We start from the raw sequence: 25,952 nt of genomic DNA, 5'->3' as shown, positions 1-25,952 counted from the left end.
ATCAGGGAGTAGGGAATAGAGCAGGTCAGACTCCCCAGGGATGTTTCCCTATTTTCCTACTTTCCTATCTCTCTATCTCCCTGCTTCCCTATTTCCCCATGCTTTCCAACAACACTGAAGCCATGGCGATCGCATCCGTATGGGTGAGCGAAAGTGAGATATGGGCCACACCCAGCCGGTCGGCAAACTCCCGCGCCCGCCCGGAGAAGTGCAAAGTAGGCCGCTGCCCCGGAATTCTCCGCACTTCCAGTTCCTTCCACGTCACCCCATGCTGGATCCCGGTTCCAAGCGCCTTGGCCCCGGCCTCCTTGGCCGCAAACCGGGCGGCATAGCTCTCGGCAAAGTTCTTCTTACGACCGCAGTAAGCAATCTCTCCCGGAGTGAAGACCTTCTTGAGAAAGCGCTCCCCATAACGGGCAATCGACTGCGCAATCCGCTCAATTTCCACAATATCGATTCCTGTTCCGACAAGCATGAATGCACGGTAGCACATGGAGTCCCAAAGCTGGACGGTTGAAGAAACCTGCTCCCTCATCCGATCAGGTAAATGTGCTGCCTGCCGAAGAACAAATTGACTGGGATCTGAAGCTTGCCGCCTTCGCAAGCGGCGAGCCGCAGCGTACCATCCGGTTCCTGACTGCGGCGGTTATTGCCTGCGGCGGGTGGGTGCTTTCGCGCAGCTGCGCCGGTTCTGACACCGCTGAGATCACCTTCGAGTTCGCGCGCGCGGTCAGCGTTGAAATCTACAGCACGCTCATTGCCGTTGGCCTCGAGCTCAGCCGCGAGGCCCACATCCGCATTACCGGGCTCTGCCAGTGCACGAAAGAGCTGATCGACACCCGCGCCTATGACATAGCCCGCATCCATCTCCTGGTCCTGCCCCATCCAGTCACTTCCGAATTAAAGAGGGAAGAAAACCCGCCGGGCGCAAAATTATCATGACGAACCAGCTCTAGGCGTTGGTGAGATGCTCGCCCAGCAGGCTCTGGCCGAAGACGCAGAAGCTGTTGCGGCCTGTGTCTTTCACTCTGTACATGGCGGCGTCGGCATTGCGAAGGAGTTCTTCGGCTGTGCTGCCGCCTTCGGGAAAGATGGCGACGCCAATGCTGAGAGTCACGCTGATTGTCCGATCGCCGATTTCGATGGGCTGCGAAGTGTTGCGCATAATCTGCCGGGCACAGCGCTCGATGTCTTGCGCGGTGCGAAATTCGGGCATCGCAACAACGAACTCGTCTCCACCCAGGCGGGCCACGATGTCGGACTCGCGCACAGAAGAGAGAAGACGCTGCCCCACAGTCGCGAGCAGGATGTCGCCGTCAGCGTGGCCAAGAGAATCGTTGATCTGCTTGAAATAGTCGATGTCTACAAGGAAGACCGCGACCTTCTGGCCATGATTCTGCGCATGGAGGATAGCCTGGCGGAGACGCTCGTAGAGTAACGTGCGGTTGGCGAGGCCAGTCAGATGATCATGGTGCGCGAGATAGTGCACGTGATCGGAGCGGCGGCGGTGTTCGGTGACGTCGCGGCTGGTGATAGCGAGGCCATTGCCGAGCCGGACGACCTGGACGTTGAGCCAGGTGGCTTTGATCATGTCATCGTCGATGAAAACCTCACACGTGTAGGGAATGCCCGTGCGGATGACTTCACGGTATTTGTGAATAAGGCCGGATCGAATCATGAAAGGCCGAACTTCGGTGAGGACTTTGCCGTAAAGGGTTTCACGAGGTATGCCAAGGCGATGCTCGGCTCTAGGATTGATGTAGCTGAATCTGAAATCGACAATAACTCCCGAGGCGTCGGGGATGCCGTCGAAGATATAGAAATCGTCCAGAGAGCATTCGGCGGCAGCAAAGAATCGGGCATAGTCAGGAGTGCCGTGCGAACCTGCCGTCTGAAGGCGCCGGGGAAGGAATGCGTTGAAAAGAGCTAGAGTCTGGCCCCAGAAACGTTTCGTGCGCATACAAGCTTTCAGGCTCTGTAAATTCTGTAACTCAGGACGGAGGGATATCGAGAACATTATATCTTTGCCGGAGGCAGAAACCATCCCTGGAAGGGATGTTGTAAGTCCCCACACAATCCGGAGGTAATGTGGTCTTCGCCTAGTTGAGATCGCCCTTTCTTTCCTATTGACCGTCTATAAGAGCAGTGCTAACGTCTTATAGACAGTCAATAGGAGCATTCATGCCTGCCCCGCAATCCGATCTGCTGCAAGGTACACTCGACGTTCTGATCCTGAAGTCTGTCGCGCTCCAGGAACTGCATGGCATGGGCATCTCACGCAGAATTGCCCAGATGACCAACGGAGCCTTCGACGTGAAGGCAGGCTCCCTGTTTCCTGCTCTCCACCGCATGGAACAGGCCGGCTGGCTTACATCTGCCTGGGGAGAGTCGGAGACCAACCGGCGCGCAAAGTTCTATTCGTTGACCAGGGCCGGCAGAAAGCAGCTTCAGGCTGAAACAGCACGATGGGAACGGATATCCCTCGCGATGGCAACGGCACTAGGAACCAGCTAGGAGGTTTCCGTGATCACTCGACTTCGTGCGCTTTGGAAGAACCTGTTCCATCGAAATCAACTGGACAACGATCTGGATGAGGAACTTCGCGCCTATGTGGAGCTGGTGTCGGCAGAGAAGATGAGGTCGGGAATGCCGGCGGAGGAGGCATATCGCGCCGCACTTCGCGAGGTGGGAGGAGTCGATCAGGTCAAACAAGGCGTTCGGGATATTCGTGTGGGGGCGCTGCTGGACAGGTTGGCTCAGGATATTCGCTATGGCATTCGAACATTGGCGAAGAATCCTGGTTTCTCTCTCATCGCGATAGCCACGCTGGCTCTGGGCATCGGCGCGAACACGGCGATGTTCAGCCTGCTGGATCAGGTCGTCCTGCGACTGCTGCCGGTGAAAGCGCCGGAACAGCTGGTGATCGTGACCGTGCGCGGCAACAACTACGGCAACAGCATCAGCGACAACGACGTTTCATATCCGATGTACGAAGAACTGCGTGATCGGAACCAGGTGTTCTCCGGGATGTTCTGCCGATTTTCTACCGGCATCACGCTGGGAGTCGGCAATCACGCGACGCCCATCAATGCGGAATTGGTGTCCGGCTCATACTTCCCGGTGCTGGGCCTGGACGCGGCTCTGGGTCGCACGATTACACCCAGTGATGACCGCGTTCCGGATGGCCATCCTGTGGCGATGCTCAGCTACAGCTTCTGGCGGAACTACTTCCACGCCGACCGTTCGATTGTCGGGAAGACAATTTCCCTCAACGGCTATGCCATGACGGTGATTGGAGTGGCGCGGCCGGGGTTCGACGGAGTTGAGCTCGGGAAACCGGCAAAGGTATTTGTCCCGATGATGATGAAGGCGGAGATGACCCCTTACTGGGACGGCGTCAAAGACCGGCGGAGGCGGTTCAAGTGGCTGACCGCTTATGGACGCCTGAAGCCGGGTGTGAGCGCGCAACAGGCGCAGGCGTCGCTGCAGCCTTTGCTGCACGGCATCCTGGAGACGGAGGTGCAGGAGCCGGATTTTCGCAAATACTCCTCGAGGGATCGCGAGGATTTTCTGCGGAACCGGATCGAGCTTGTGCCGGGTTCCGATAGCCATCTGCGCGACCAGATGCGGGAGCCGCTGTGGGTGCTGGTTGCGCTGACCGCGGCTGTGCTGCTGCTGGCGTGCGCGAACCTGGCCAACCTGCTGCTGGCGCGCGCCACGGCACGCGAGCGCGAAATGGCGGTGCGGCTGGCGATCGGCGCGGGACGCGCGCGGATTGCACGGCAGCTTTTGATAGAGAGCCTGTTGCTCTCGGGTGCAGGAGCGCTGCTCGGGCTTGGCCTGGCATTTGTGGCGGACCGCGTGTTGCTGAACATGTATCTGCCCGCAGGCGAGGCAGCTGACTTTGCGGTGACTGCCATTCCCGATCTGCGCGTGCTTGCGTTTGCTTTGTGCATCATGCTGCTGACGGGAGTTGCCTTCGGGCTGCTGCCCGCGATGCAGAGCGCGCACACAGAGATTGTGTCCACATTGAAGGACACGGGCGGCGCAGTGGTTCGCGGCAGCATGCTGGCGCGCAAACTGCTGGTCTGCACACAGGTGGCGCTCTCGCTGCTGTTGCTGGTGGGGGCGGGACTGTTTGTGCGCACGCTGCGAAATCTAAGAAACCAGGGTCCCGGCTATCCTACCGATCATCTGCTCTCATTCACCGTGGATCCATCGCTGAGCGGATATTCCGATGAACGAACGAGATTGTTCGACGAACGATTGCGGACGACGCTTGCATCCGTTCCCGGCGTCGAATCGGTGGGCCTGTCCAGCGTGCCCCTGCTCGATGGCGCCGCATGGCAGAACACCGTTTCGGCGGAAGGCTCCGAGCCAAAGCCTATCCAGGATCAGCCCTTTCTGGACCAGATCAGCCCGGGGCTGTTTACAACACTCGGCGTTCCTCTCCTGGCCGGGCGCGATTTTACGCTGCAGGACAAAGCCGGTACCGTGATCAACGAAGCGTTCGCGCGCGAGTATTTTCCCGGACGCAATCCCATCGGCCTGCATATCGGATTCGTCGATTTTGAATCGCCCACGCGCCCGAAGCCGAATATCGAAGTGCTGGGAGTCATCAAGGATACGAAGTTTCGCGATCTGCGGGAGCCGGCCACTCCCCAGGCCTACTTCGCTTATCTCGGGTCCACACATTTCCGCGGCGTCAGCGTTTATGTGCGGACGCGATCCGATCCCCGGCAGATGGTGGATCAGGTCCAGGAGTTCATGCGGCAGTTTGATCCAAATGTTCCCGTTGTCGATCTGCAGATCATGGATGATCAGCTCGGCGCATCGCTGCGCGCAGAGCGGCTGGTGGCGAGCCTCTCATCGGTCTTCGGCGGCCTGGCAACACTGCTGGCGGTAATCGGCCTTTATGGCGTAATGGCCTACGCGGTGGCCCGGCGCACGCGGGAAATGGGCATCCGCATGGCGCTGGGAGCGACACGCGGCAACGTAGTTGGCCTGGTCATGCGTGAGGTTTCCATCCTGGTCATTGCTGGTCTGGTTGCCGGGGCTTCGCTGGCGCTCGCTTCAGCGAATCTTATCCGGAGCCAGCTGTTCGGATTGAACCCTCATGATCCATGGACGCTCATTGGCGCAGCGTTTTCCCTCTCCATTGCAGCTGGCATTGCTGGTTTCATCCCGGCTCTGCGCGCGAGCTCCGTGGATCCAACGACAGCTCTCCGGCAGGAATAAGACCTGACTGCGAGATATGGCGCTTCCGCAGTCGCGCGAAAAGGTCAGCCTATGATCTCCTGGTTCCTTTGTTCTGTAAATGCGCCAATCCTCGATTGCCGTGTATTCGCAGCTATAACGGATCATTCACGGCACAAGGCAGAGAGCTTCAGGAGCACCGGCATCTTTCGGGTGATCCCATTACATATTGGGTGAGTCTGGCATGTCGCAGATCGAGAAACGTTTCTCATTTAACGCGCAAATTTTCTGTTGACAGCGTTTATTTTTCAACCCACAATTTTCGGGCGTGGAATATCAGTAATCCACACAAATAGCTTTAGTGACCTTCACAATAACTTTCCAGGCGGAACACTGCAGACTCGCAAACCCATGGATACGGCTGCTCAGTTCCTCCTCACGGCACCTTTCCCTCCCATTAAAGTCGGGAGAAACGTTCACGTAATGAAAGAAAGGGTTTACTTCATGTCCGATATGGTTCGCTCTTCTGACAATCTCCCTCCGGACAGCCCGTGCAGAAGCCTATCGGCCTCTCTTCGCGGATCGGGAAGTATCAACCTGCAAACTGTTCGACCATTCCGAGCGGTTTTAACAATCTTTTGTGCCTGCCTGCTTTGCGGCTTGTGTTACTCAGCAGCCGCGCAAACTGTGGATCTGAACACCCGGTATCAGAAGTTCGAAGGGTGGGGCACCTCTCTTGCCTGGTGGGCCAATGTTGCTGGTGGTTACCCGGAACCCGATCGCAGCACCATCACGCGCCTGTTCTTCGATCAGGTTACGGGATTGGGACTCAACATTGTCCGGTACAACATCGGCGGGGGCGAGAACCCTGCCTATCTTCCGCCGAATTCCCCGGTTTACCTGCCATACCGTACCCGCGTACCGGGGTTCGAGCCCTCTTCGGGAGTCTATGACTGGACGCAGGATGCTAACCAGCGATGGGTCTTGCAGGAATCGAGTAATCTTGGGGTCACGATTGCAGAAGCTTTCTCGAACTCGCCCCCGTGGTGGATGACCAACAGCGGCAGCGTCACCGGCGCAGTTGGCGCTGGAGATAACCTGAACCCAGCCTATGCCAATGCATTCGCCGACTATCTGACCACGGTTGTCAAACACTTCCATGATGCCTGGGGCATTACATTTCGCACTGTGGAGCCATTCAACGAATCGAATTCGACTTACTGGCACTTTGGCGGCGGCCAGGAAGGCTGCGGGTTTGCTCCTGCAACGCAGAATTCCTTTGTCAAGGTGCTTGCTGCTTCACTGTCCGCAAAAGGCATAAACTACACCACGATCAGCGCGTCAGACGAGAACAGTGTTTACGGATCGCTATCCACTCTGGCGCAGTATGATTCCACCTCAATAGGCGATCTCTCGCAATTGAGTACGCACACCTATGCCGGCACCGCAGCACAACTGCAGAGTTATCTTGCTCAGGCAACTCAACTGAACAAGAGCCTGTGGATAACGGAGTACGGCAATGGGGACGCGAACGGGCTGACCACGGCCTCTCGAATTCTCACCGATCTGAGAAATGGGCAACCACAGGCCTGGGTTTACTGGCAGACCATCGATTCTGCCACTGGTTGGGGTTTCATCAAGAACGCTCTGGCGGACGAGACGAATACCAGTTACACCATCAATCAGAAGTACTACGTGATGGGGAACTTCAGCCGGTTTATCCGTCCCGGCTATCAGTTTGTCGGCATGACGGACAGCAATTCGGTGGCCGCATATGACGGCCTCGGAACCGTCGTCATCGTAACCGTCAATAACACCACATCGGCAAGAGATATCACCTACACTCTTCAGAACCTGCCTGGAGGGTCGTGGTCTGCTACGCCATACCAGACGTCTGCCACCCAGAACCTTGCCGCGCTCGCGTCCTTTGCCGTTGACGGGGGACAATTCGCAACCACGCTTCCAGCGCAGTCCGTGACAACTTTTGTGCTCACGAACGGTCAGAGCAGTCCACTGATTTCTGGAACAACTTACAAGATCCAGAATGTTAACAGCGGTCTGGTAATGACTGTCCCCTCAGTGAATGGCCCGGCGGTCATCCAGAAGGCCGACGAGAATGGTGATAACCAGAAATGGCTGGCCACCGCCGCGGGATCTAACTGGGTCCTGACGAATGTAGCGAGTGGGCTCGCGTTGGACGTGAGCGGCTTTTCTACCCTGTCGGGCGCTCCGGTTGACCAGGCGGGGGTAACGCACTATAAGAACCAGATCTGGATCGTAAGAGCCGACGGGTCCGGACACTACAACATCATCAATCAGAACAGTGGACTGTACGTGGACGTGACTGGCACGTCCTCCAGTCAGGGAGGACAGGTGCAGCAGGCTCCAAGCGGTGAGAAGAACCAGAGCTGGACATTCGAAACGGCTCAATAGCCATTCGGCGCGAATTGCATCCGATGGAAGTTTTTAATTGGTTGGGATGCGGTCAAGGGTACTTGTTCTTTGCGCGTTCCAAAGCGAAGACCCTTGACTGCGTCCGCAAGAAGGGCGCGAAAAAAATCGGGTGGGAAAGCGCGTATCGCCGGACGCGTCCTTAAGCCTCGACCAGGCCATAGCGCCGCTGCCAGGCCTCGCGCAGCCTCTCGCGAACCAGCTTCCGCTCGTTTTCCGACGCTTCGCCCTCCGGGCTCGACACAAATCGCGCCGCCTCCTGCTTGGCGATCTCCAGAACCTCACGGTCGCGCAAAAGGTTAGCCACGCGGAAATCCGGCAGTCCCGCCTGCCTTGTCCCGAAAAACTCGCCTGGCCCACGCAGTTGCAGATCAAGCTCCGCTAATTCGAACCCGTTCTGCGTGCGCACCATCGCCGCCAGCCGCTCCTCGGCCTGCTCGGAAACCTTCCCGCCCGTCATCAGAATGCAGTACGACTTCGCCGCCCCGCGTCCCACGCGCCCGCGCAGCTGATGCATCTGCGACAGTCCGAAACGCTCCGCGTGCTCGATGACCATCACCGTCGCATTGGGAACATCCACGCCGACTTCAATCACAGTCGTCGAAATCAGCACATCGATCTCGCTCCGCTGGAAGCGCCGCATCACAACTTCCTTCTCGTCGGAATCGAGACGTCCATGCAGCAACCCGAGCCGCAGACCAGAGAGAGCGCCCGCGCGCAGAGACTCGTACATCTCCGTAGCTGCCTTGAGCGTGGGTTTCTCAAACAGCGACGCCGGCTTCTTCTTTGCAGCCTTCTTCGCCGGCTTCGTTTCTTCTTGCGTCTCCGGAGGAGCAAAGTCCAGCTCCGGCTGGTCATCCTTCGCGCCCTCAATCACCGGATAGACCACATACGCCTGGTGCCCCTTCTCTACCTGCTCGCGCACAAACTTCCAGACCTCATCGGCACGCTCATCGGAAACCTTGCGTGTCACAATTGGAGTGCGCCCCGGCGGAAGCTCATCGAGCACGCTCAGATCGAGATCGCCATACAAAGACAAAGCCAGCGTTCGCGGAATCGGCGTCGCCGTCATCACCAGTACATCAGGCTCGGCATCCGTAGGCTTCTTCATCAGCTTGAAGCGCTGCATTACGCCAAAGCGGTGCTGCTCGTCCACAACAATCAGCCCCAGCTTGTGGAACTCGACCTTCTCCTCGATCAGCGCATGCGTGCCGATCACCACATCGGCCTCGCCTTCATAAATCCTGCGCCGGTTCAGCCGCTTCAGGTCGTCTTCAAGCGAGCCCGTCAGCAAAACAATCCTGTAGTTCTTCGACGACCGCTCCAGCAGCTTCTTCGCCGCAAGATAATGCTGCGTGGCCAGAATTTCCGTGGGAGCCATCAGCGCTGCCTGGTAGCCGTTCTCGATCGCAACCAGCATGGCCTGCAGCGCAACAATTGTCTTTCCTGAGCCGACATCGCCCTGCAGCAGCCGCCGCATGGGTGAAGGTCTGCGCATGTCGGCCACAATTTCCGCGAGAGCATTTTTTTGCGCCGCCGTAGGATGGAACGGCAGAATCTCGCGGATCGCCTCGCGCACTTTCTCATTCGTCTCAAATGCGATGCCTTCGCGCTCCTTGAAGCGCCGCCGCTTCAGCTCCAGTCCCAGCTCAAGGTAAAACAGCTCCTCAAAGATCAGCCGCCGGTGCGCCGAAGTCGCTGCAGCTTGCAGCTTCGTCATGGGAGTACCCGCAGGAGGGAAGTGGACCTGATGTAGCGCTTCGCCGCGCGAAGGCAGCTTCAGCCGCTCCAGTAAAGCAACAGGCAGCGTCTCCGGAACATGCCCCTCCAGCTCCCGGAGCAGGTTGAAAAGCACCCGCCGGATCCACCGCGAAGTCAGCTTGTTCCCGCCCAGCGACTCATACACCGGAACAATCCGCCCCACTTCCAGGAGCTTGCTCTCATCATCATCGTGGTCGCTGGGCAGCACCTCAATCTGCGGCTGAATCATCTTCAGCCCGCGCCCCGAGCGCGACGCCTCCACCTTGCCGTAGAGCGCCAGCATCTGCCCCGTCCTGAACCTGTCCTTGAGATACGTGCCGTGAAACCAGATGCACTTCATCGACGAAAGCCCCTGACCGACAGTCATCTCAAAAATCGGCATGGCCCGCGTGCGCAGCAGCGCCGCCCCGCGCACTTCCGCGATGACGCTCGCCATCTCACCCGGCTGAATCTCATTCAGCGCGCGCGGATGCAGCCTGTCCTCATAGCGGAACGGCAGGTGATACAGCAAATCTTCAACGGTAGCGACGCCCTTGGCGGCAAGCGTCTCCGCAATCTGCGGTCCAATCCCTTTGACGAACTGGACATGCGTTTCAAGCTGAGGCACAAAAGTGATCCTAGCAGGACTAACCGTCCAGGTGGACGCGCGCTTCGCGCGCCATTCATGCAGGTATATGAAGTATTGGTTCTCCTGCCGCTCCCGCTGATCGCTGCACTTCATACTCTGCGGATCTTTGCGCAAACTCAGCGTCCTCTGCGGTTACAGAAGTTTCTTAGCGAACCTTGGCGTTCTTAGCGTCCTGGCGGTAGAAGTTCCCAGCGCTCAAACGAACTAAAGTCAAATGGAACTTACCCAACATATCCCCACGTATAAATACAAAGCATTGTTACACTGGCAACACATTCTGCCGGAGAAAAACACCACGCATGACACCAGTCGTAGAGCTGGACCGCATCTCAAAGTCCTACGAAACCAAGGTCGCCGTAAAGGATCTGAGCCTGCGCATCGATTCGGGCGTCATGTTCGGTCTTCTCGGTCCTAACGGAGCAGGCAAGACCTCGAGCATCCGCATGATGGTCGGCATTACCATGCCCGACTCCGGAGCCGTCAACCTGCTCGGCAAGCCTTTTGCTCGCGAAAGCCTCAAGAAGGTCGGCTACCTGCCTGAAGAGCGCGGCCTCTACAAGAAAATGAAAGTCATGGACCAGCTCGTCTTCATGGGTGAGCTGCGCGGGCTCGACCCGGCGACAGCCGGCAAGCGCGCCCACGACTGGTGCGAGCGCCTGCAGATTCTCGACGCTGTCGAGAAGAAGACCGAAGAGCTCTCCAAGGGCATGCAGCAGAAGATTCAGTTCATCGCAACCCTCCTGCACGACCCCGAGCTCATCATCATGGACGAGCCCTTCTCCGGCCTCGATCCCGTCAACACCGGGCTGCTCCAGGACACGCTCCTCGACCTCAAGAAATCCGGCAAGGCCATCCTCTTCTCCACCCATCGCATGGATCAGGTCGAGAAGCTCTGCGACGCCATCTGCCTCATCCACCGCGGCCAGGCTGTGCTCTCCGGAGGCATGCGCGAAGTCAAATCGCGCTACGAGCGCAACCGCGTCATCCTCGACTTTGAAGGCGACAGCTCATTCCTCAACCACCCCGCCATCGCCGAGTACAAAAACTACTCCGACCACGTCGAGATCAAGCTCAAGCCGCACGCCGACGCGCAGAGCCTTCTGCACGAAGCTGCCTCCAAGGCCGCCATCTATCGATTTGAATTAGTCGAGCCGTCGCTTGAAGAAATCTTTATCCAGACCGTGGGAGAAAAAGTCGATGCGTGACATCTGGCTGATTGCAAAACGCGAATATCTTGAGCAGGTGCGCGGCAAGGCATTCAAGATCACCACCATCCTCATCCCCACGATCTTCGCCGTCGTTATCGCCATCTCCATCTTCGCCAGCAAGAACTCCGGCTCCGGCAAGCACATCGTCGTCGCCGCGAACGATGCAGCTCTCGCCGGCCGCGTGCGCGATGAGCTGGTTACCGACAAGGACGCACACATGACCGTCGACGTCCTCGCTCCCGCGTCGGACACCGACCGCCAGCAGCTGCTGTCGAGAGTCGACCAGAAAGAAATCGACGGCTTCCTCTGGCTCACCTCGGAAGCAAACGGCACCAAAGCCACCGCCACCTATATAGCCCGCTCCTCCGGCGACTTTGTGACGACCGAGCGCATCTCCGGCGTCGTCGACCACGCCATCGTGCAGCAGCGTCTTGCCGCGCACGGCATCGCCGCCGGCGACGTGGCCGCGCTCACCCACGGAGTCAAGATTCAGACCGAGCAGGTCAAGAACGGCAAGGAAGTTTCCAGCAGTAACATCGGAACATTCTTTGCCGCCTACATCATGGCCTTCCTGCTCACCTTCACCGTCATGATGTACGGCATGAACGTGGGCCGCTCCGTCATTCAGGAGAAGACCTCGCGCATCTTCGAGGTCATGCTCTCCACCGTCAAGCCCAGCGACATGCTTGCCGGAAAGCTCATCGGCATCGGCGCCGTCGGGCTCACGCAGCTCGCCATCTGGGCCATTGCGGCAGCGCTCTTTTCTTCGAGCGCCCTTGCCGCCAGCTTCATGACCGGCGCTCTCAAAATACAGATATCGCCGCTCCAGATCATCCTCTTCATCGTCTACTTCCTGCTCGGATACGCGCTCTACAGCACGCTCTTCGCCGGCCTCGCCGCCACCTGCGAAAGCGAGCAGGAGCTGCAGCAGTACGCGCCGCTGGCCGCCGTGCCCGTCTGGCTCAGCTTCAGCATGATCACCTACATCGTCAGCAATCCCAACTCGGTCGTTTCGGTTGCCATCTCGCTCTTCCCGCCCTGCGCACCTATCGCCATGTTCCTGCGCATCGCTTCGCAGTTCCCGCCGCTCTGGCAGATCATCGCCTCGCTGGTGCTGCTGCTGCTCTCCGTATGGATCGTGGTCTGGTTCGCCTCGCGCATCTACCGCATCGGTATCCTCATGTACGGCAAACGGGCGACGATCCCGGAAATGCTCCGCTGGCTGCGGTACTCCTAGATCTGCCTCCGGCGGGTCCTGCGCGGACGGCGGTGCTTGCCGCACGGGCCTTGGCAGCATGAAACATGGGAGCCGAAAAGGCTCCCATGTTTCATGCTGAACAACCTCCACTTTCTCACTCGCCACCAACCACGCTGTCATCCTGAGCGTAGCGAAGGATCTGCTTTTTGCATCGATAGTCACAAACAATGGGTGCCCGGGTGCCCCAGGTTCGCGTAGCTAACCTGGGGTTGTTTATAAAAACCTCTGCGGAGCCTCTGCGCAAAACTCAGCGTCCTCTGCGGTGAAGAAAAAGCATTTCACTTCTCAAACACCAAACACCTCTGAAAGAACGGAAACACCTCCGTATACACCCGCCCATCCTCGCCCCAGTTCCTGTCCCCGAACCCGCCGTTATATTCCTCCGCCTCATGCTTCACGCCAAATTCATTCAGCTTATGGGTGAACGCCTGGTTGGAATACACATGGTCCTGATTCCCATCGCTGCGTCCCCAGTCGAACTTGAACCCGCGCAGCGTCTTCAGATTGTCGGCATACTGCGGAACCATGGTTTCGAGCAGAAAGCTGTTATGCAGCCTGTCCGTCAGGCGGGAGTCGAACACAAGCTGGTCGCCGGTCTTGTGCGCGGGCAGGTCGACATAGAGCGGCGGCTTGTCCGGATTCGGCAGGTGCGCCTGAAAGATCGAAAGAAAGATCATCGAGAACACGTCGCTTCTCAGCTCATCGATGGACTTCACCCGCGCCATCAGCTCCCAGTTCGGCCGCGAGTACATCAGTTGCACCCCGGTCCCTGTTCCCACGGGATGCAGCGCATAGACGGAGCCGAAAACATCCGGGTGCCGCATCCCGATCCGGATCGCGCCGTATCCGCCCATGCGGTCGCCGAGCAAGCCGCGCGAATCGCGCCCGGCAATCGTCCTGAAATTCCCATCGATATAGGGAATCAGCTCTTTCACCACAAAGTCTTCCCAGTTCCCGGTCACCGGAGAATTGGTCGCCCACGAAGCTCCAACCGGCGTATTCATATCGACCGCGACCAGGATGAATCCGCCAATCACGCCCGCCGCCGTCGCCCGGTCAAAGAGCCTCTGCGCATCTTCGTGATCGAATGCCGCGCGATAGCTGTCGGCGGCATTGGGCAGGAAGTAGATCACCGGATAACGCCGTGCCGACGCATCGTACCCGGCAGGCAGATATACCGCCATCTTCCGCACCGGATCGGTGCCGATCATGCTGTGCGTAAGGCTTTCCGCCCGCAGCTCACGGCTGACAATCCGGCTTTCAGGAGCAGCAGCAAAAAGCAAAACTGTATGGCAAAGGGCAAAAACAGCAACAGCAAGGCGCATAGGTCTTTCAGCCTCCAGTGCTGATTCAGACTTCTGAGTGTTGCCCCATGTTAGCGAAAGGTAGAGATGGGCAGTTAAACTTCGTGCCGGGGGCCCCAGGTTCCCCTGAGCTGCGTGGAAGGGCAACCTGAGTGGTTTGCTTCCGGGCTGGGTGGCCCATTCAAGCCTTCAGTTGGCTTGAGTGGGTAAGTTAAGCTCTGTGTTCTCTGTGGTGAAAGATTTTGCTCTGCGAATCTCTGCGCCGCCTCAGCGTCCGAAGCCTGCCGAAGCCGAAGGGCGGTAAAAAACAGTCTGTCAAGCCCCCAAATCCTAAAATAATTCCCAACCAGCAGAAAACAAGCGAGTTAAGAAAGAAGAAACTTGGCGTATTTCCCATCCCGGACTGCTATCCTGAATATAGGGGGAGAGTTTCCAGAAGCGAGCCTGTTAACCAACTCGCCAACTCCGCTAAATAGATGAAAACAATGGAGTAGTGCACAAGCAATAGAAGAATCAACAAGATAGCGGGGGGTAACCCCCTCGTAAGCCATTGAAAACAAACAAAACGAGTTGCTACATAGGGGGAGGGGGGTACCCCCCCAAGAAGCCCGGATAGAATCAGGAGCGTGACTTTCACCTTTTCCCAGCGTCTGGCCCTGGCCATCATCCCCCGCCTGACCGCTCTGGTTCTCGCCCTCATCGGGATCACACTCAGGTTCGAGGTCATCGCCGAGGAGGGGGCCATCCTCGCCACTCCTCCGGCAAAAGGAATCTTCTGCTTCTGGCACCGCTGTACTCTGCCTTGCGGCTGGTACTTCCGCCACTTCCGCTGCTCCATCCTCATCAGCCGCAGTTTCGACGGCGAGCTCATCGCCCGCACGTTGGCGAAGCTCGGCTTCGACAGCGTGCGCGGCTCGAGCTCTCGCGGAGGAGCCGCCGGACTCCTCGCCCTCCAGCAGGTTCTCGAGCAAGGTCAGCCCGTAGTCTTTACCGCCGACGGTCCCCGGGGCCCCATCTACCAGACAAAAATGGGCCCAGTAAAGCTGGCCCAGAAGACCGGCCACGAAATCGGCAGCTTCTACCTGCTGCCGGAGCGCGCCTGGACGATGCGCTCCTGGGACCAGTTCCTCGTCCCCAAGCCCTTTTCGAGAGTCGCAGTAAGCTGGTCGCGTCCGGTATCCCCACCCCCTCCAGACGCCGACGACACAACGCTCGAAGTTAAACGCCAGGAACTGAACGAAGCCCTGGAACGAGCCCGCACCAACGCCGAGAAACATTTCACGAAAACGGGTGCCCCAGGTTCGCGAAGCTAACCTGGGGTAGTTTGAGAAACCCTCTGCGGCCCTCTGCGTAAGCTCAGCGCCCGGAGCCTGCCCTGAGCGAAGCCTAAGGGCAGTGAGCTTTTGAGAACATAAAATAGGACAAGTGCTCGTCTCCGACTTCGATTTCCATCTCCCAGAAAAGTGCATCGCCCAGAAGCCGCCCGAAGACCGCGCCGGAGCGCGCATGCTAACGCTCAGCCAGGAAACCGGAGCCTTCGAAGACCACACTTTCCGCCAGTTTCCATCGATGCTGCGCCCGGGCGACGTGCTGGTGCTGAACAACAGCCGTGTCATTCCCGCCCGCCTTTACGCCCACCGCACCGGCCTGCACACTCAGGCCGGACACAAGACCACAGGCCGCATCCAGGTGCTTCTGACCGAGCAGCTCAGCGAATGGGAATGGAGAGTGCTGGCGCGCCCCGGCCGCAAAGTCCTTAAAGGAGAAGCATTGACCTTCGGCGACAACGACCTCCATGCCGAAGTGCTCGACCACGGAGAGTTCGGCGAGCGCACGCTGCGCTTCGAGCCGGTCGCCGACTTCTACGGTGCGCTCGAGAAACTAGGCCACATGCCTCTGCCGCCCTACATCCATCGGGAAGACGAGTCTTCTGATCGCGAGCGCTACCAGACCATCTACGCCGAGCAACGCGGCTCAGTCGCCGCACCCACAGCAGGCCTCCACTTCACGCCGGAGATACTGGAAGAAATCCGCAGCCGGGGAGTCGAAGTCGTCTACGTCACCCTGCACGTCGGCCTCGGAACCTTCCAACCCGTCCGCGTCGACAAGGTCGAAGACATTCACCTGCACACCGAGCGCTACACGCTGTCCGCAGAGACGGCAAACGCAATCAACGCAGCTAAACGGGAAGGCCGCCGCATCGTCTCCGCCGGAACGACAACCGTCCGCACACTCGAACACTGCGCCCAGCAGTCAGAAGGAAAGCCGCTCGAAGCACACTCCGGAGTGACCAGCATTTTCATCTCACCGGGTTACAAATTCCAGGTCGCAGACGCGCTGCTGACGAACTTCCATCTGCCCAAGTCCACGTTACTGATGCTGGTATGCGCCTTCGGAGGAAGGGAACAGGTGCTCAAGGCCTACAAGTACGCCGTGGAAGCGGGTTACCGTTTCTTCTCTTATGGCGACTGCATGTTCCTGAACTGATGTAGGACGAGAGTGGTGTCATCCTGGGGCACAGACGAAGGATCTGCTTTTCTTCGACTGCTTGGAGTCCCCAGGTTAGCTTCGCGAACCTGGGGCAGCCATTTCGAGGATATCGAAGCAAAAAGCAGGTCCTTCGCTGCGCTCAGGATGACATCTCGGGGACATTTTCCAGCACCGCGTTCAACAAAAGAGCGGGAGAACAAACTCCCGCTCTTTTGTTGATAAGGCCCGTCTGGCAAAGACCGCTGTCGGCGCAGGACCCGCCGGAGGCAGATTTAGCATTTCTTGCACTTGGCAAGGATGGCCTTCTGCAAGCGGCTGCGCAGGTCGTTGGGCAGTTCGTAGAGTTCGTGGCTGCGGTAGATTTCGATGGTTTTGCGCGTCGTATTCATGGTGATGACGCAGTGTTCGCACCCGCGCAGATGCTCTTCGAGTTCCGCCTTGACGGAGGCAGAAACTCGTTCTTCGAGCAGATCGTCCAACATCGCGATAAATTCTGTGCAGGTCACTTCGCACCATCCCTTTTATTCTTGCGGAAGTAACGGCTCAGCCGTTCCCGCAACTGCAACCGCGCCCGCAGCAGGCGCGATTTTACTGCCGGGACGCTCAGTCCCAAAGTCTCAGCGGTCTCTTCTGTCGAGAGACCTTCTACGTCCCGCAGCACAAATACGATGCGGAACCCCGGCGGAAGCCCCTGGATCGTCTTGCGCAGGATCTCGGCCAGCTCCGACTGGCCGTACTGCTGCTCGGGATCCGGTCCCCAATCCGCCAGATCGCGCGGCATGGAGCCTTCGTCGGTCTCCACGTCCTCGTCGATCGAAACCATGCGTCCGGTGCGCCGTTTGCGCAGACGCATCAGCGATTCGTTTACTGCAATCCGCACCAGCCAGGTATAAAACTTCGAGTTGCCCTGGAACTGGTCCAGCTTCTCGTACGCCTTCAAAAAGGCGTCCTGCACTACGTCTTCCGCATCCTCGCGGTTCTGGGTAATGTGCTGGGCGATCCGGAAGACCTGGCGGTCATACTGCTTCACCAGCTTCTCGAATGCCTGTACATCCCCTTCGCGCGCCCGGTTGACGAGCAGAACGTCCGGGTGGACCTCCTCAGTCCCTTGTGTTTGGATGTTTGGCATGACAGATGGCTTCAGGAATTCGACCTTTCTTGACCGGAGCAACAAAACAAGGACTGTTCTGCTCCTCCTTCCATACTAAATGCCTGCCGGGGAAAGAGCCAAAGGCGGCAAAACAAGTGCCTAATCAGGAACGTTTTTCGCTCCCAGACAAAGGACATCACGGAATTCCTCAGCATTTCGGCTTACAGTGAAATAGGGGAGTTGCAGGCAAGCAGGTGAGCGGATTCAAAGTAACAATATTGGTCATTGCCAGCGTGGTGTCGATGACATGCTGGCCGGCGGGAGCTGCGTCGTCGACGGCGCACAAGAAACACACTTCTGCCGCTGCATCGAGTAAGCCGGGCAAATCAAAATCAGCCGGGCGCACGGCACATAAGACCAGCGTCTCGGCTCACGGTAGAAAGACGGCTCACCGCAGGCGTCGGCCGCTATCAGCAAAGGCCCTGGCCAAGAGCCACAAGCTGCGGCAGGCGTTCGTCGCTTCTTCCCAACTCCGCCCCATGGCACAGCAACTCGCGATGACGCCGAGTCCGGCTGCATTTGCAGGGGTAAGCGCCTACGCTCACTCTCATACGGGGGAGGCTGCAGCCGCAGCCTATATCGCGCTGGGGCATGCTTATTTGCTTGACCACAAATATCCTGATGCTGTCACCGCATTCCGCCAGGCAAACATTCAGGGCAACGCGCTTGATGACTATGCCGACTATCTAGAGGCCCAGGCCGACCTGCAGTCGAATAACCTGCCGCAGGCCGAGATCATTCTGAGCAGTTTCGTAGAGAAGCATCCGGACAGCATCTTTGTTCCCAGCGTTCCCGTTCTGCAGGCAAACCTGTTCCTGCAGCTGGGAGACCCACAGTCCGCGCTGCGGGTTCTCGATGCTCATAAAGGCGAGCCCATCGCGAACAAGGCCGATTATCAATTCGCGCTGGCTAAGGCCTATCAGATGGCCGGACGCTCGAATGACGCCACACAGATGTTCCGCCATGTCTTTCTCGGATTTCCTCTGAGCAATGAAGGTGCGCAGGCGAAAACGCAGCTTGCGGCGCTCGGCGCAACCTCGTCCCTTACCGTGGAAGAGCGCAGCCGTCATGCCGATGCTCTCTACAGGGCTGGACGCTTCAACGATGCCGTCGAGGAATATCGCGCGCTGGCCAACGATCCTGCTGTGACCGACGGCCTCAGGAATTCGCTGCTTGTTTCCGCTGCGGCCTGTGACTGGAAGCTGAAGCGCCTGGGCCGCGAAGAGCTCGACCGCATCCCGGACAGCAATGACGAAACCGGAGCGCGCCGTCTCTATCTGTTGATGGAAGCAGCCCGCAACCGGGATGACGGCGACGCGCAGCGCAGCATTGTCCAGCAGATGGAGCAGCGTTTTCCCACCAGCCAGTGGTTGAACGAGGCGCTCTATTCAAGCGGCAACATGTATCTGCTGCGCAAAGATTTTTCCAATGCCATCCTGTACTACGGAGAACTGGCGAAGCGCTTTCCACGCTCAGCCTATGCACCCAGCGCCCACTGGCGTGCGGCGTGGCTCAACTACCGCATGCGGCAATACTCCGAGGCATCGCGCCTCATGGATGAACAGATTGCCAACTATCGCGGTGGTAAAGAGATTCCCGCGGCTCTTTACTGGCGCGGCCGCCTGTATCAGGACCAGGAACGCCGCCCCGAACAGGCCGCTGCGTATTACCGCGCTGTCGCGCGCGTCTACCGGCACTACTACTATGCTTCGATTGCGCAGCAGCGGCTGACGGAACTTGGCAATGTGACTCCGGCAAGTCTTGCCATGCTCGACGAGATGAAGCCAGAGCCCATCCCGACGCTCTCTGACGATATTCCTGAGGATGATCCGCACGTCGTTCGCGCGCATGTGCTGGCCAATGCGGGATTGAATGAGTACATCGCGCCCGAAATCCAGGCAGGGGATGACAGCGAGGAATGGGGCGCTCTGGCTGAAGCAAAAATCTACGCATCCTACGGCGAGAACTGGCGCGCCATGCGCTCCATGAAGCGCGCAGTCCCGTTCTATACTTCAGCGCCTATCGATGCGCTGCCGCTTGAATACTGGCGCATCCTCTTCCCGCAGGCCTACTGGTCGACCATCAAAGCTGAATCGGAAAAGAATGGCCTCGATCCCTACATGGTGGCGGCGCTCATCCGCCAGGAGACCGAATTCAACCCCGGCGCTATCTCGAACAAGAGCGCTTATGGGCTGATGCAATTGCTGCCATCGGTTGGAAAGAGCATGGCGAAGGAAGAAGGCATGCGCCACTTCGATACCAACGACCTGCTTGATCCCAACGTCAACATTCGCCTGGGCACGCGCTATCTGCGGCAGACGCTCGATAAGTTCAACCGCCAGCCGGAATACACCTTCGCAGCCTACAACGCTGGCGACAACCGCGTGACTGACTGGCAATCCATCGGCAATTACACCGGTATCGATGAATTCGTCGAATCCATCCCCTTCACGGAAACACGCGAGTATGTGCAGGCCATCATCCGCAACGAGCAAATCTACCGCGAGCTGGACCACGTAACCACTGCACAAGCGAAGAAATAAACCTCCGGTGGGTCCTGTGCGGACGGCGGGATTGACCGTCCAGGCCTTCACAAAAGAAAGAGGGGAGAGCCATCTCCCCTCTTTCTTTTGAACACTGACGTGAGACAATTCCTACCCGTCGTCGCTCAGCGAGCATTCACCTGTGTGGTAAATCGTATGCAGCCGCCGGTCTCAAGTGAGGCAAGCGACCAGCGGGAGCGAGAAGAAAGCCAAACTGATGACGCCCAGTAAGAATGGCGCGCAAAAGCGCGCGTATCGCCGGACGCGCAGTCCTAATTGGTACGTAACGCGATCATCGGATCAATCCGCGAAGCCCTTCGTGCTGGAAGGTACCCGGCAAACAGCGCAACGATCCCCAGCAGCACCACCATTCCGGCAAACGTAATCGGGTCGGTCGGAGCTGTTCCGAACAGAAGAGAAGCAATCAGGTGTGCGACGCCGGTAGAAGCCACGATCCCGGCGGCAATTCCCACCAGAGCAAGCCGCATTGTCTTCCAGATCACGCTGAGCAGCACCCGCGCCTGCGTCGCGCCCAGAGCCATGCGGATGCCGATCTCCTGTGTCTGCCGCGTAACCGAATACGAGATGACGCCATAAATCCCGAGTGAAGCCAGCAGCAGGCCAAGCCCGGCGAAAATCCCGACCAGCAGCACAAAGAAGCGCCGCGGAGAGGTAGCATGGTCCACCAGAGTCTGAATCGGCTTGAATTCTGTCGCCGGCTGCCCCGGATTGATCTCCCGCAGCGTGCGCATCACGCTCGCGCCCAAAGCAGCGGGAGACAGCTTCGACCGTACTACCAGGTTCGCCCCTTCCGGACCGAACTGTTTGTTTGCCGGCAGAAACATCTGCGCGCCCGCTTCGTTCTCTGCATTGCTTTCGCGAACGTCGGCAATCACTCCGATCACCTGGACATCGGCGCCGCCTGCGCTTGCCATTCTGCCGACCGGATCCCGGCCCGGCCACAGCTCTCGTGCCACCCTTTCGTTGATGATGACGACTTTCTCGTTATTGACCAGGTCATCCCAACTGATGTCGCGGCCCCGCAGCAGACGCATCCCCATGGCCTTCAGGTAGCCGGGAGAGACAATGTAGACAAATACGCCGATTGAAGGGGAGTCGCGCCGCTGCTCTTCGCCTTTGGCCGCGATTCCCCAGCCGCGGTTTCTGCTCATGGGCAGATTGTCCGAGATGCCTGCTGCCTCTACGCCGGGAATCGCCAGTGTGCGGTTCACGACATTCTGCCAGATTGCCGCCTGCTTGGCCGCACTCCCTCCGGCATCGTAGTCCACGCTGATAGCGGCTGCATGGCTCGGCTCAAAGCCCAGGTCAACATCCAGCACCCGCAGAAAACTGCGCAGCAGCAGGCCCGCGCCCACCAGCAGCACGCAGGCCAGGGCCACTTCGGTGATAACCAGCGCTGACCGCATGCGGTCGTGCTTTCTGCCGTCGCTCGCTCCGTGGCCTGAGTCTTTCAGCGCCTCCTGAAGATTGCCGCTCGACATGCGCAATCCCGGCGCCAGGCCAAAGAGAACAGCCGCGCCTATCGCGATCAGCAGCGTCCATGCCAGCACGGTTCCATCCACGCGCACGCTGCTCAACAGCGGCAGCGCAATCGATCCCTGATGGGCCAGATACGCAGTAATGGCGTAGGCAAGCAGCAGCCCCAATACCGCGCCCACTCCGGAGAGCACCAGGCTTTCCGTCAACAGTTGACGGATCAATCTCCCGCGCCTTGCTCCCAGAGCGGAGCGCATAGCGAATTCCTTGCTGCGCGCCGCCGCCCTCGCCAGCAGCAGGTTGGAGAGGTTCACGCAGACGATCAGCAGAATCATGCCTACTGCGCACCACAGCACAATCAGCGAACGCCGCAGCTTGCCGCTTATGTAATCTTTCAGGCCGGTAAGCTGGGCTGTGTAATTTGGCTTGAACTCAGGGTGTTTGTGCTCGAAAAGGAGACGCGGAAAGATTTCATCAGCTTCTCTTTGCGCTGCCGCCAGAGGGACTCCAGGTTTCAACCGGCCAACCAGTGCCAGATCATTTCCGTCGTCGCGGAAGTCATCCATGATGTAAGGAGTGAAGAGATCTACCTTGGCTCCGGGAGAAAAGACGGAGCCGAAATCGAATGTGTCCGGCAACACTCCTATCACTGTGACCGAAGTATTGCTCAGATTAATCGTCCGTCCGATGATGGCGCGATTCCCGCCGAGCTGGCGCTTCCAGAACGGATAGCTTAACAACGCCACAGGCTGAGCATGTTTTACGAATTCCTCAGGCCGGAACAGCCGTCCCAGGAAAGGTTGGACGCCGAGAGTTTGAAAGAATCCCTCCGCCGCCAGAATGCCTGTCACAGGCACGGGCTGACCATTTCCAACAAGCTTGTAATTATCGGGCCCGGTGAAGGCGAAATAGCCGCTCACCGATTGAAAAGAGCGGTTCTGTTCCTGGAAATCCTGCGTGGCATCAGCGGTATAGGTCCGACCGGATTCGTTGGTTCCTGCTTCCTTCTCCACAATCCGCACCAGCCGTTCCGGATCATGGAAGGGAAGCGGCCGCAGCAGGATCGTATTCACTACACTGAAGACAGCAACATTCGCGCCAATCCCAAGCCCGAGGATCAGCACGGCAATGAAAGCAAAACCGCGGTCGCGGTTCAGTGTGCGAAAAGTAAAGCGCAGGTCCTGCATCAGAACATCGAGCCAGGGCAGTCCGCGGGCCTCACGCTGCTGTTCGCGCGCCTGCTGTACTCCACCGAATTGAACCAGCGCCTGACGTCGCGCCTCTTCCGGATTCATGCCGCGCTTGAGGTTCTCATCAATAGCCATGTCAAGATGCGAGGCCATCTCCTCATTTAGTTCCTGATCAAGCGGCGTCTTTCGGAAAAATGCACCAAGACGATGGAATGCCTGCCGGATGGAATGCGTCATTTCTCACCGCCTTCACTTGGCATTGCCAGAACCCGTCCCATCACTCCCGCGAGCCGCTGCCAGTACGCCGCGTCTTTGGCGAGTTGTTTCCGCCCAGTTCGGGTAATCGAGTAGAACTTGGCCTTGCGGTTGTTGTCCGAAGTCCCCCACTCGGCGGCAATCCAGCCGCGCTGCTGCAGACGCACCAGCGACGCATAAATCGTCCCCTGATTCAGCAGGACTTCATTGCCGCTGACCTGCTCAATGCGCCGCGCAATGCCGTATCCATGCAGCGAGCCCATGGCCGCCAGTGTCTGCAGCACCATCACGTCCAGCGTGCCCTGCAGAAGATCGAGTTTCGAGTCGCCCATCCATTCTCCTGTGGCAATACCACATAACCATTTCACAATTTCTGTGGGAACGCCACAGGGAACGTTATAAAAATGTCGAATGACCTCGTGAAAGTGGGGATTGCCTGCCTCTTTTCGGTGTGTTTATATAGGACTCACCTGCGATCCAGGTCTTCTCCCAAGGTTCCCGCGCATCCTCTCCCCGCGCACTGTTCAGGCCCCAGTTCTCATCGTTGATTGTCGTATTTCTACGTTTTGAATACCGAGGAGGAATCGAATGGCTACACAAACAGTTTCCCGTCCCATCGACGGGGAAAAGATGCAGACGCTGCTCCACCATGCCGTGGGCGACCTGGGTGCTGCGGCGCACGCTACGCTCATTTTGATTGGTGACAGGCTCGGGCTCTACCGGGCAATGACCAGCGGCGAGCCGCTGACTCCCGTCGAATTGGCAAGCCGCACCGGCACATACGAGCGCTATGTGCGCGAATGGCTCAACGCTAACGCCGCTGCCAAATACATCGAATATGACGCCGCCAGCGGAACGTATTTCATGACACCCGAGCAGGCATTCCTGCTGGGGCAGGGCGATCTCGCAATGGACATGCCCGGCTTCTATCACTTCATTGCTTCCTGCATGAAAGATGAGGAGAAGCTCACCGAGATCTTCCGCACGGGCAAGGGCTTCGGCTGGCACGAGCATGAAAAAGGGCTCTTCGAAGGTGTGGAGCGCTTTTTCCGCCCCAATTATCTTGCCAACCTCACCACCAGCTGGATACCTGCGCTCGACGGAGTGGAAGCAAAGCTGCGCGCAGGCGCGCGTGTTGCTGATATCGGCTGCGGCCACGGCGCTTCTACCCTGCTGATGGCCCAGACCTATCCCGCATCGGAATTCGTTGGCTTCGACTATCACGATGCGTCGATTACAACCGCGCGGGAGAAGGCCGAAGCCGCGGGATTGTCTGACCGCGTGCGTTTTGAAGTGGCAACGGCGCAGGCCTATCCGGGCACTGGCTATGACTTTGTTGCTTGCTTTGACTGTCTCCATGATATGGGCGATCCCGTTGGAGCGGCGAAGCACGTATCTCAGTCCCTGGCCAAAGATGGAACTTGGATGATTGTCGAGCCGAATGCCGGCGACGATGTGGCCTCGAACCTCAACCCGGTGGGACGCGTCTTTTATTCCGCCTCGACCATCTGTTGCGTGCCTGCTTCGCTTTCGCAGGAGGTGGGCGCGGGCCTGGGTGCGCAGGCTGGAGAAAAGAAGATACGCGAGGTCGTCACGGAAGGCGGTTTCACCAGCTTCCGCCGCGCCACGGAAACGCCATTCAACATGATCTTCGAGGCTCGTCCCTAGGGACTAGCCGTCCAGGCGCACGCGCCTTCGGCGCCATTCGTGCTGCTGCGCACATATCGCATTTTCCGTCGCTCCCGCTGGTCGCTTGGTTTGCGGCCGGCGTGGAGCATGTCAGCGATGCGACAATGAAGTCATGCAGTTTATCGACCTCAAAGCGCAGTATCAACGGCTGAAGAAAGACATCGACGCCCGCATCCAGGTGGTGCTTGACCACGGACAGTACATACTGGGGCCGGAGGTTGCGCAACTCGAAGCAAAGCTTGCCGCCCGTACGGGATCGAAGCATGCGATCGGCTGCGCCAGCGGCACCGACGCGCTGTTGCTGGCGATGATGGCGCTCGGAATTGGCCCCGGAGACGAGGTCGTCACCTCGCCATTTACCTTTTTCGCAACGGGAGAAATGATCGCCCTGCTCGGGGCCGTGCCAGTCTTTGTGGACATCGATCCGGAGACCTGGAACATCGATGCTACGAAGATCGAGGCGGCAATCACGCCGCGCACCAAGGCCATCATGCCTATCGGTCTCTACGGGCAGTGCGCGGACATGGACGCGATCGATGCCATCGCAGAAAAGCATAGACTGGCTGTGATTGAGGATGCAGCCCAGAGCTTTGGCGCGACCTATAACGGGCGCCAATCCTGCAACCTGAGCACTATCGGGTGCACCAGCTTTTTCCCTTCCAAGCCGCTTGGATGTTACGGCGACGGAGGAGCATGCTTTACCAGCGATGACAATCTAGCCCGCCGTATCTTCGAGATGCGCAATCACGGGCAAGATAGCCGGTATCACCACATCTCCATCGGCATCAATGGGCGCCTCGATACGATCCAGGCTGCTGTACTGCTGGCGAAGCTGGAGGTCTTCGACGAAGAACTCACAGCGCGACAGAAAGCAGCAGCTGCATATGACAGTTTGTTAAAAGACACAGTAAAGACACCGGTCGTTCGAGACGGATACACAAGCCCCTACGCGCAGTACACTATCGAAGTCGATGAGCGAGACGCTGTGGAACAATCGCTCAGGCAAGCAGGAATCCCGACAGCAATTCACTATCCAGTGCCGCTGCACCTGCAGCCGGTATTTGAATCTATGAAGCTTGGTGAAGGCAGTTTCCCCAATGCTGAGAGCGCAGGGAAGCGCGTCCTGAGCCTTCCCATGCATCCGTACATCGAGCAGGAACAGATTGCCCACATTGCGGATGCAGTGCGGCAGGCTGTCGCAAACACCGCGACGCTGACCAGGTGAACACGGAAGATTAACTGTCTTTATGATTTGAGGATTGACAGAACCTCCGTATCAAGGAAGAATCGCATCAAACATTTCTGATCAGAAATGTTTGAGGGTACTCCGAG

19 protein-coding genes are annotated in these 25,952 nt (G+C 58.3%); 11 read left to right on the top strand and 8 right to left on the bottom strand.

Annotated features, from left to right (window positions below; all coding sequences use genetic code 11):
- Nucleotides 1-88 precede the first annotated feature (88 nt).
- The gene (acpS, locus tag AC5S16_RS09930; RefSeq protein WP_493929901.1) at nt 89-493 is read right to left on the bottom strand and encodes a holo-ACP synthase; all 405 of its coding nucleotides are present in this window, start codon (nt 491-493) and stop codon (nt 89-91) included.
- A 20-nt stretch (nt 494-513) separates the two neighbouring features.
- Between acpS and AC5S16_RS09925 the strand changes: the two genes are divergently transcribed.
- The gene (locus tag AC5S16_RS09925; protein ID WP_493929900.1) at nt 514-942 is read left to right on the top strand and encodes a hypothetical protein; all 429 of its coding nucleotides are present in this window, start codon (nt 514-516) and stop codon (nt 940-942) included.
- A 10-nt stretch (nt 943-952) separates the two neighbouring features.
- Here AC5S16_RS09925 and AC5S16_RS09920 read toward each other — a convergent pair whose 3' ends face one another.
- Nucleotides 953-1,960, bottom strand: coding sequence for a diguanylate cyclase domain-containing protein (locus tag AC5S16_RS09920; RefSeq protein ID WP_493929899.1), 1,008 nt, complete (start codon nt 1,958-1,960; stop codon nt 953-955).
- A gap of 221 nt (nt 1,961-2,181) precedes the next feature.
- Between AC5S16_RS09920 and AC5S16_RS09915 the strand changes: the two genes are divergently transcribed.
- The 3 genes from AC5S16_RS09915 (at nt 2,182) to AC5S16_RS09905 (ending at nt 7,629) form a co-directional block, all read left to right on the top strand.
- On the top strand, nt 2,182-2,514 hold the full coding sequence (locus tag AC5S16_RS09915; protein ID WP_493929898.1) for a PadR family transcriptional regulator: 333 nt from the start codon (nt 2,182-2,184) through the stop codon (nt 2,512-2,514).
- Nucleotides 2,515-2,523: 9 nt separating this feature from the next.
- On the top strand, nt 2,524-5,238 hold the full coding sequence (locus tag AC5S16_RS09910; protein WP_493929897.1) for an ABC transporter permease: 2,715 nt from the start codon (nt 2,524-2,526) through the stop codon (nt 5,236-5,238).
- A gap of 645 nt (nt 5,239-5,883) precedes the next feature.
- A complete protein-coding gene (locus tag AC5S16_RS09905) occupies nt 5,884-7,629 on the top strand; it encodes a glycoside hydrolase (RefSeq protein WP_493929896.1) in 1,746 nt (581 codons plus the stop codon).
- A gap of 160 nt (nt 7,630-7,789) precedes the next feature.
- Here AC5S16_RS09905 and recG read toward each other — a convergent pair whose 3' ends face one another.
- The gene (gene recG, locus AC5S16_RS09900) at nt 7,790-10,129 is read right to left on the bottom strand and encodes an ATP-dependent DNA helicase RecG (protein ID WP_493929895.1); all 2,340 of its coding nucleotides are present in this window, start codon (nt 10,127-10,129) and stop codon (nt 7,790-7,792) included.
- Nucleotides 10,130-10,335: 206 nt separating this feature from the next.
- Here recG and AC5S16_RS09895 point away from each other — a divergent pair, with 206 nt between their 5' ends.
- Nucleotides 10,336-11,241, top strand: a complete 906-nt coding sequence (locus tag AC5S16_RS09895) for an ABC transporter ATP-binding protein (RefSeq protein WP_493929894.1) — start codon at nt 10,336-10,338, stop codon at nt 11,239-11,241.
- Nucleotides 11,234-12,481, top strand: a complete 1,248-nt coding sequence (locus AC5S16_RS09890; protein ID WP_493929893.1) for an ABC transporter permease — start codon at nt 11,234-11,236, stop codon at nt 12,479-12,481. The genes AC5S16_RS09895 and AC5S16_RS09890 overlap by 8 nt, the downstream gene beginning before the upstream one ends.
- 299 nt (nt 12,482-12,780) lie before the next feature.
- On the opposite strand, the gene AC5S16_RS09885 is transcribed toward AC5S16_RS09890, so the two are convergent.
- Nucleotides 12,781-13,827, bottom strand: coding sequence for an alpha/beta hydrolase-fold protein (locus tag AC5S16_RS09885; RefSeq protein ID WP_493929892.1), 1,047 nt, complete (start codon nt 13,825-13,827; stop codon nt 12,781-12,783).
- A 605-nt stretch (nt 13,828-14,432) separates the two neighbouring features.
- Between AC5S16_RS09885 and AC5S16_RS09880 the strand changes: the two genes are divergently transcribed.
- Together AC5S16_RS09880 and queA are read left to right on the top strand one after the other, a co-directional pair.
- Nucleotides 14,433-15,119 (top strand): lysophospholipid acyltransferase family protein, encoded by a 687-nt coding sequence (locus tag AC5S16_RS09880; protein ID WP_493929891.1) that lies wholly within the window; start codon nt 14,433-14,435, stop codon nt 15,117-15,119.
- A 112-nt stretch (nt 15,120-15,231) separates the two neighbouring features.
- Nucleotides 15,232-16,293, top strand: a complete 1,062-nt coding sequence (gene queA, locus AC5S16_RS09875) for a tRNA preQ1(34) S-adenosylmethionine ribosyltransferase-isomerase QueA (protein WP_493929890.1) — start codon at nt 15,232-15,234, stop codon at nt 16,291-16,293.
- 275 nt (nt 16,294-16,568) lie between these two features.
- Here the strand turns inward: queA and AC5S16_RS09870 are convergent, their stop codons facing one another.
- Together AC5S16_RS09870 and AC5S16_RS09865 are read right to left on the bottom strand one after the other, a co-directional pair.
- A complete protein-coding gene (locus AC5S16_RS09870; RefSeq protein WP_493929889.1) occupies nt 16,569-16,802 on the bottom strand; it encodes an anti-sigma factor family protein in 234 nt (77 codons plus the stop codon).
- A complete protein-coding gene (locus AC5S16_RS09865) occupies nt 16,799-17,425 on the bottom strand; it encodes a sigma-70 family RNA polymerase sigma factor (RefSeq protein ID WP_493929888.1) in 627 nt (208 codons plus the stop codon). Before AC5S16_RS09865 ends, AC5S16_RS09870 begins: the two co-directional genes overlap by 4 nt.
- Before the next feature lie 215 nt (nt 17,426-17,640).
- Between AC5S16_RS09865 and AC5S16_RS09860 the strand changes: the two genes are divergently transcribed.
- Entirely contained in the window at nt 17,641-19,989 is a 2,349-nt protein-coding gene (locus tag AC5S16_RS09860) for a lytic transglycosylase domain-containing protein (RefSeq protein ID WP_493929887.1), read from the top strand.
- A gap of 272 nt (nt 19,990-20,261) precedes the next feature.
- On the opposite strand, the gene AC5S16_RS09855 is transcribed toward AC5S16_RS09860, so the two are convergent.
- Together AC5S16_RS09855 and AC5S16_RS09850 are read right to left on the bottom strand one after the other, a co-directional pair.
- Nucleotides 20,262-22,913 (bottom strand): ABC transporter permease, encoded by a 2,652-nt coding sequence (locus AC5S16_RS09855; protein ID WP_493929886.1) that lies wholly within the window; start codon nt 22,911-22,913, stop codon nt 20,262-20,264.
- Nucleotides 22,910-23,263, bottom strand: coding sequence for a PadR family transcriptional regulator (locus tag AC5S16_RS09850; RefSeq protein WP_493929885.1), 354 nt, complete (start codon nt 23,261-23,263; stop codon nt 22,910-22,912). Before AC5S16_RS09850 ends, AC5S16_RS09855 begins: the two co-directional genes overlap by 4 nt.
- Before the next feature lie 256 nt (nt 23,264-23,519).
- Here AC5S16_RS09850 and AC5S16_RS09845 point away from each other — a divergent pair, with 256 nt between their 5' ends.
- Nucleotides 23,520-24,599 carry a class I SAM-dependent methyltransferase gene (locus AC5S16_RS09845; RefSeq protein ID WP_493929884.1) on the top strand — a complete coding sequence of 360 codons (1,080 nt, stop codon included), beginning with the start codon at nt 23,520-23,522 and terminating at the stop codon, nt 24,597-24,599.
- 133 nt (nt 24,600-24,732) lie between these two features.
- The gene (locus AC5S16_RS09840) at nt 24,733-25,845 is read left to right on the top strand and encodes a DegT/DnrJ/EryC1/StrS family aminotransferase (RefSeq protein WP_493929883.1); all 1,113 of its coding nucleotides are present in this window, start codon (nt 24,733-24,735) and stop codon (nt 25,843-25,845) included.
- The last annotated feature ends 107 nt before the right edge of the window (nt 25,846-25,952 follow it).

The organism is Acidobacterium sp. FHG110202_01 (genome assembly GCF_059115305.1).
Note: the sequence above shows the minus strand (reverse complement) of the source record. Positions and strands in the feature narration are given on the sequence as shown.

Excerpts from the sequence above, each read along its gene's own strand:
- acpS (WP_493929901.1), bottom strand. The coding sequence starts at position 493 with ATGTGCTACCGTGCATTCATGCTTGTCGGAACAGGAATCGATATTGTG.
- AC5S16_RS09920 (WP_493929899.1), bottom strand. The coding sequence starts at position 1,960 with ATGCGCACGAAACGTTTCTGGGGCCAGACTCTAGCTCTTTTCAACGCA.
- AC5S16_RS09915 (WP_493929898.1), top strand. The coding sequence starts at position 2,182 with ATGCCTGCCCCGCAATCCGATCTGCTGCAAGGTACACTCGACGTTCTG.
- recG (WP_493929895.1), bottom strand. The coding sequence starts at position 10,129 with ATGAAGTGCAGCGATCAGCGGGAGCGGCAGGAGAACCAATACTTCATA.
- AC5S16_RS09895 (WP_493929894.1), top strand. The coding sequence starts at position 10,336 with ATGACACCAGTCGTAGAGCTGGACCGCATCTCAAAGTCCTACGAAACC.
- AC5S16_RS09890 (WP_493929893.1), top strand. The coding sequence starts at position 11,234 with ATGCGTGACATCTGGCTGATTGCAAAACGCGAATATCTTGAGCAGGTG.
- AC5S16_RS09885 (WP_493929892.1), bottom strand. The coding sequence starts at position 13,827 with ATGCGCCTTGCTGTTGCTGTTTTTGCCCTTTGCCATACAGTTTTGCTT.
- AC5S16_RS09865 (WP_493929888.1), bottom strand. The coding sequence starts at position 17,425 with ATGCCAAACATCCAAACACAAGGGACTGAGGAGGTCCACCCGGACGTT.
- AC5S16_RS09855 (WP_493929886.1), bottom strand. The coding sequence starts at position 22,913 with ATGACGCATTCCATCCGGCAGGCATTCCATCGTCTTGGTGCATTTTTC.
- AC5S16_RS09850 (WP_493929885.1), bottom strand. The coding sequence starts at position 23,263 with ATGGGCGACTCGAAACTCGATCTTCTGCAGGGCACGCTGGACGTGATG.
- AC5S16_RS09845 (WP_493929884.1), top strand. The coding sequence starts at position 23,520 with ATGGCTACACAAACAGTTTCCCGTCCCATCGACGGGGAAAAGATGCAG.
- AC5S16_RS09840 (WP_493929883.1), top strand. The coding sequence starts at position 24,733 with ATGCAGTTTATCGACCTCAAAGCGCAGTATCAACGGCTGAAGAAAGAC.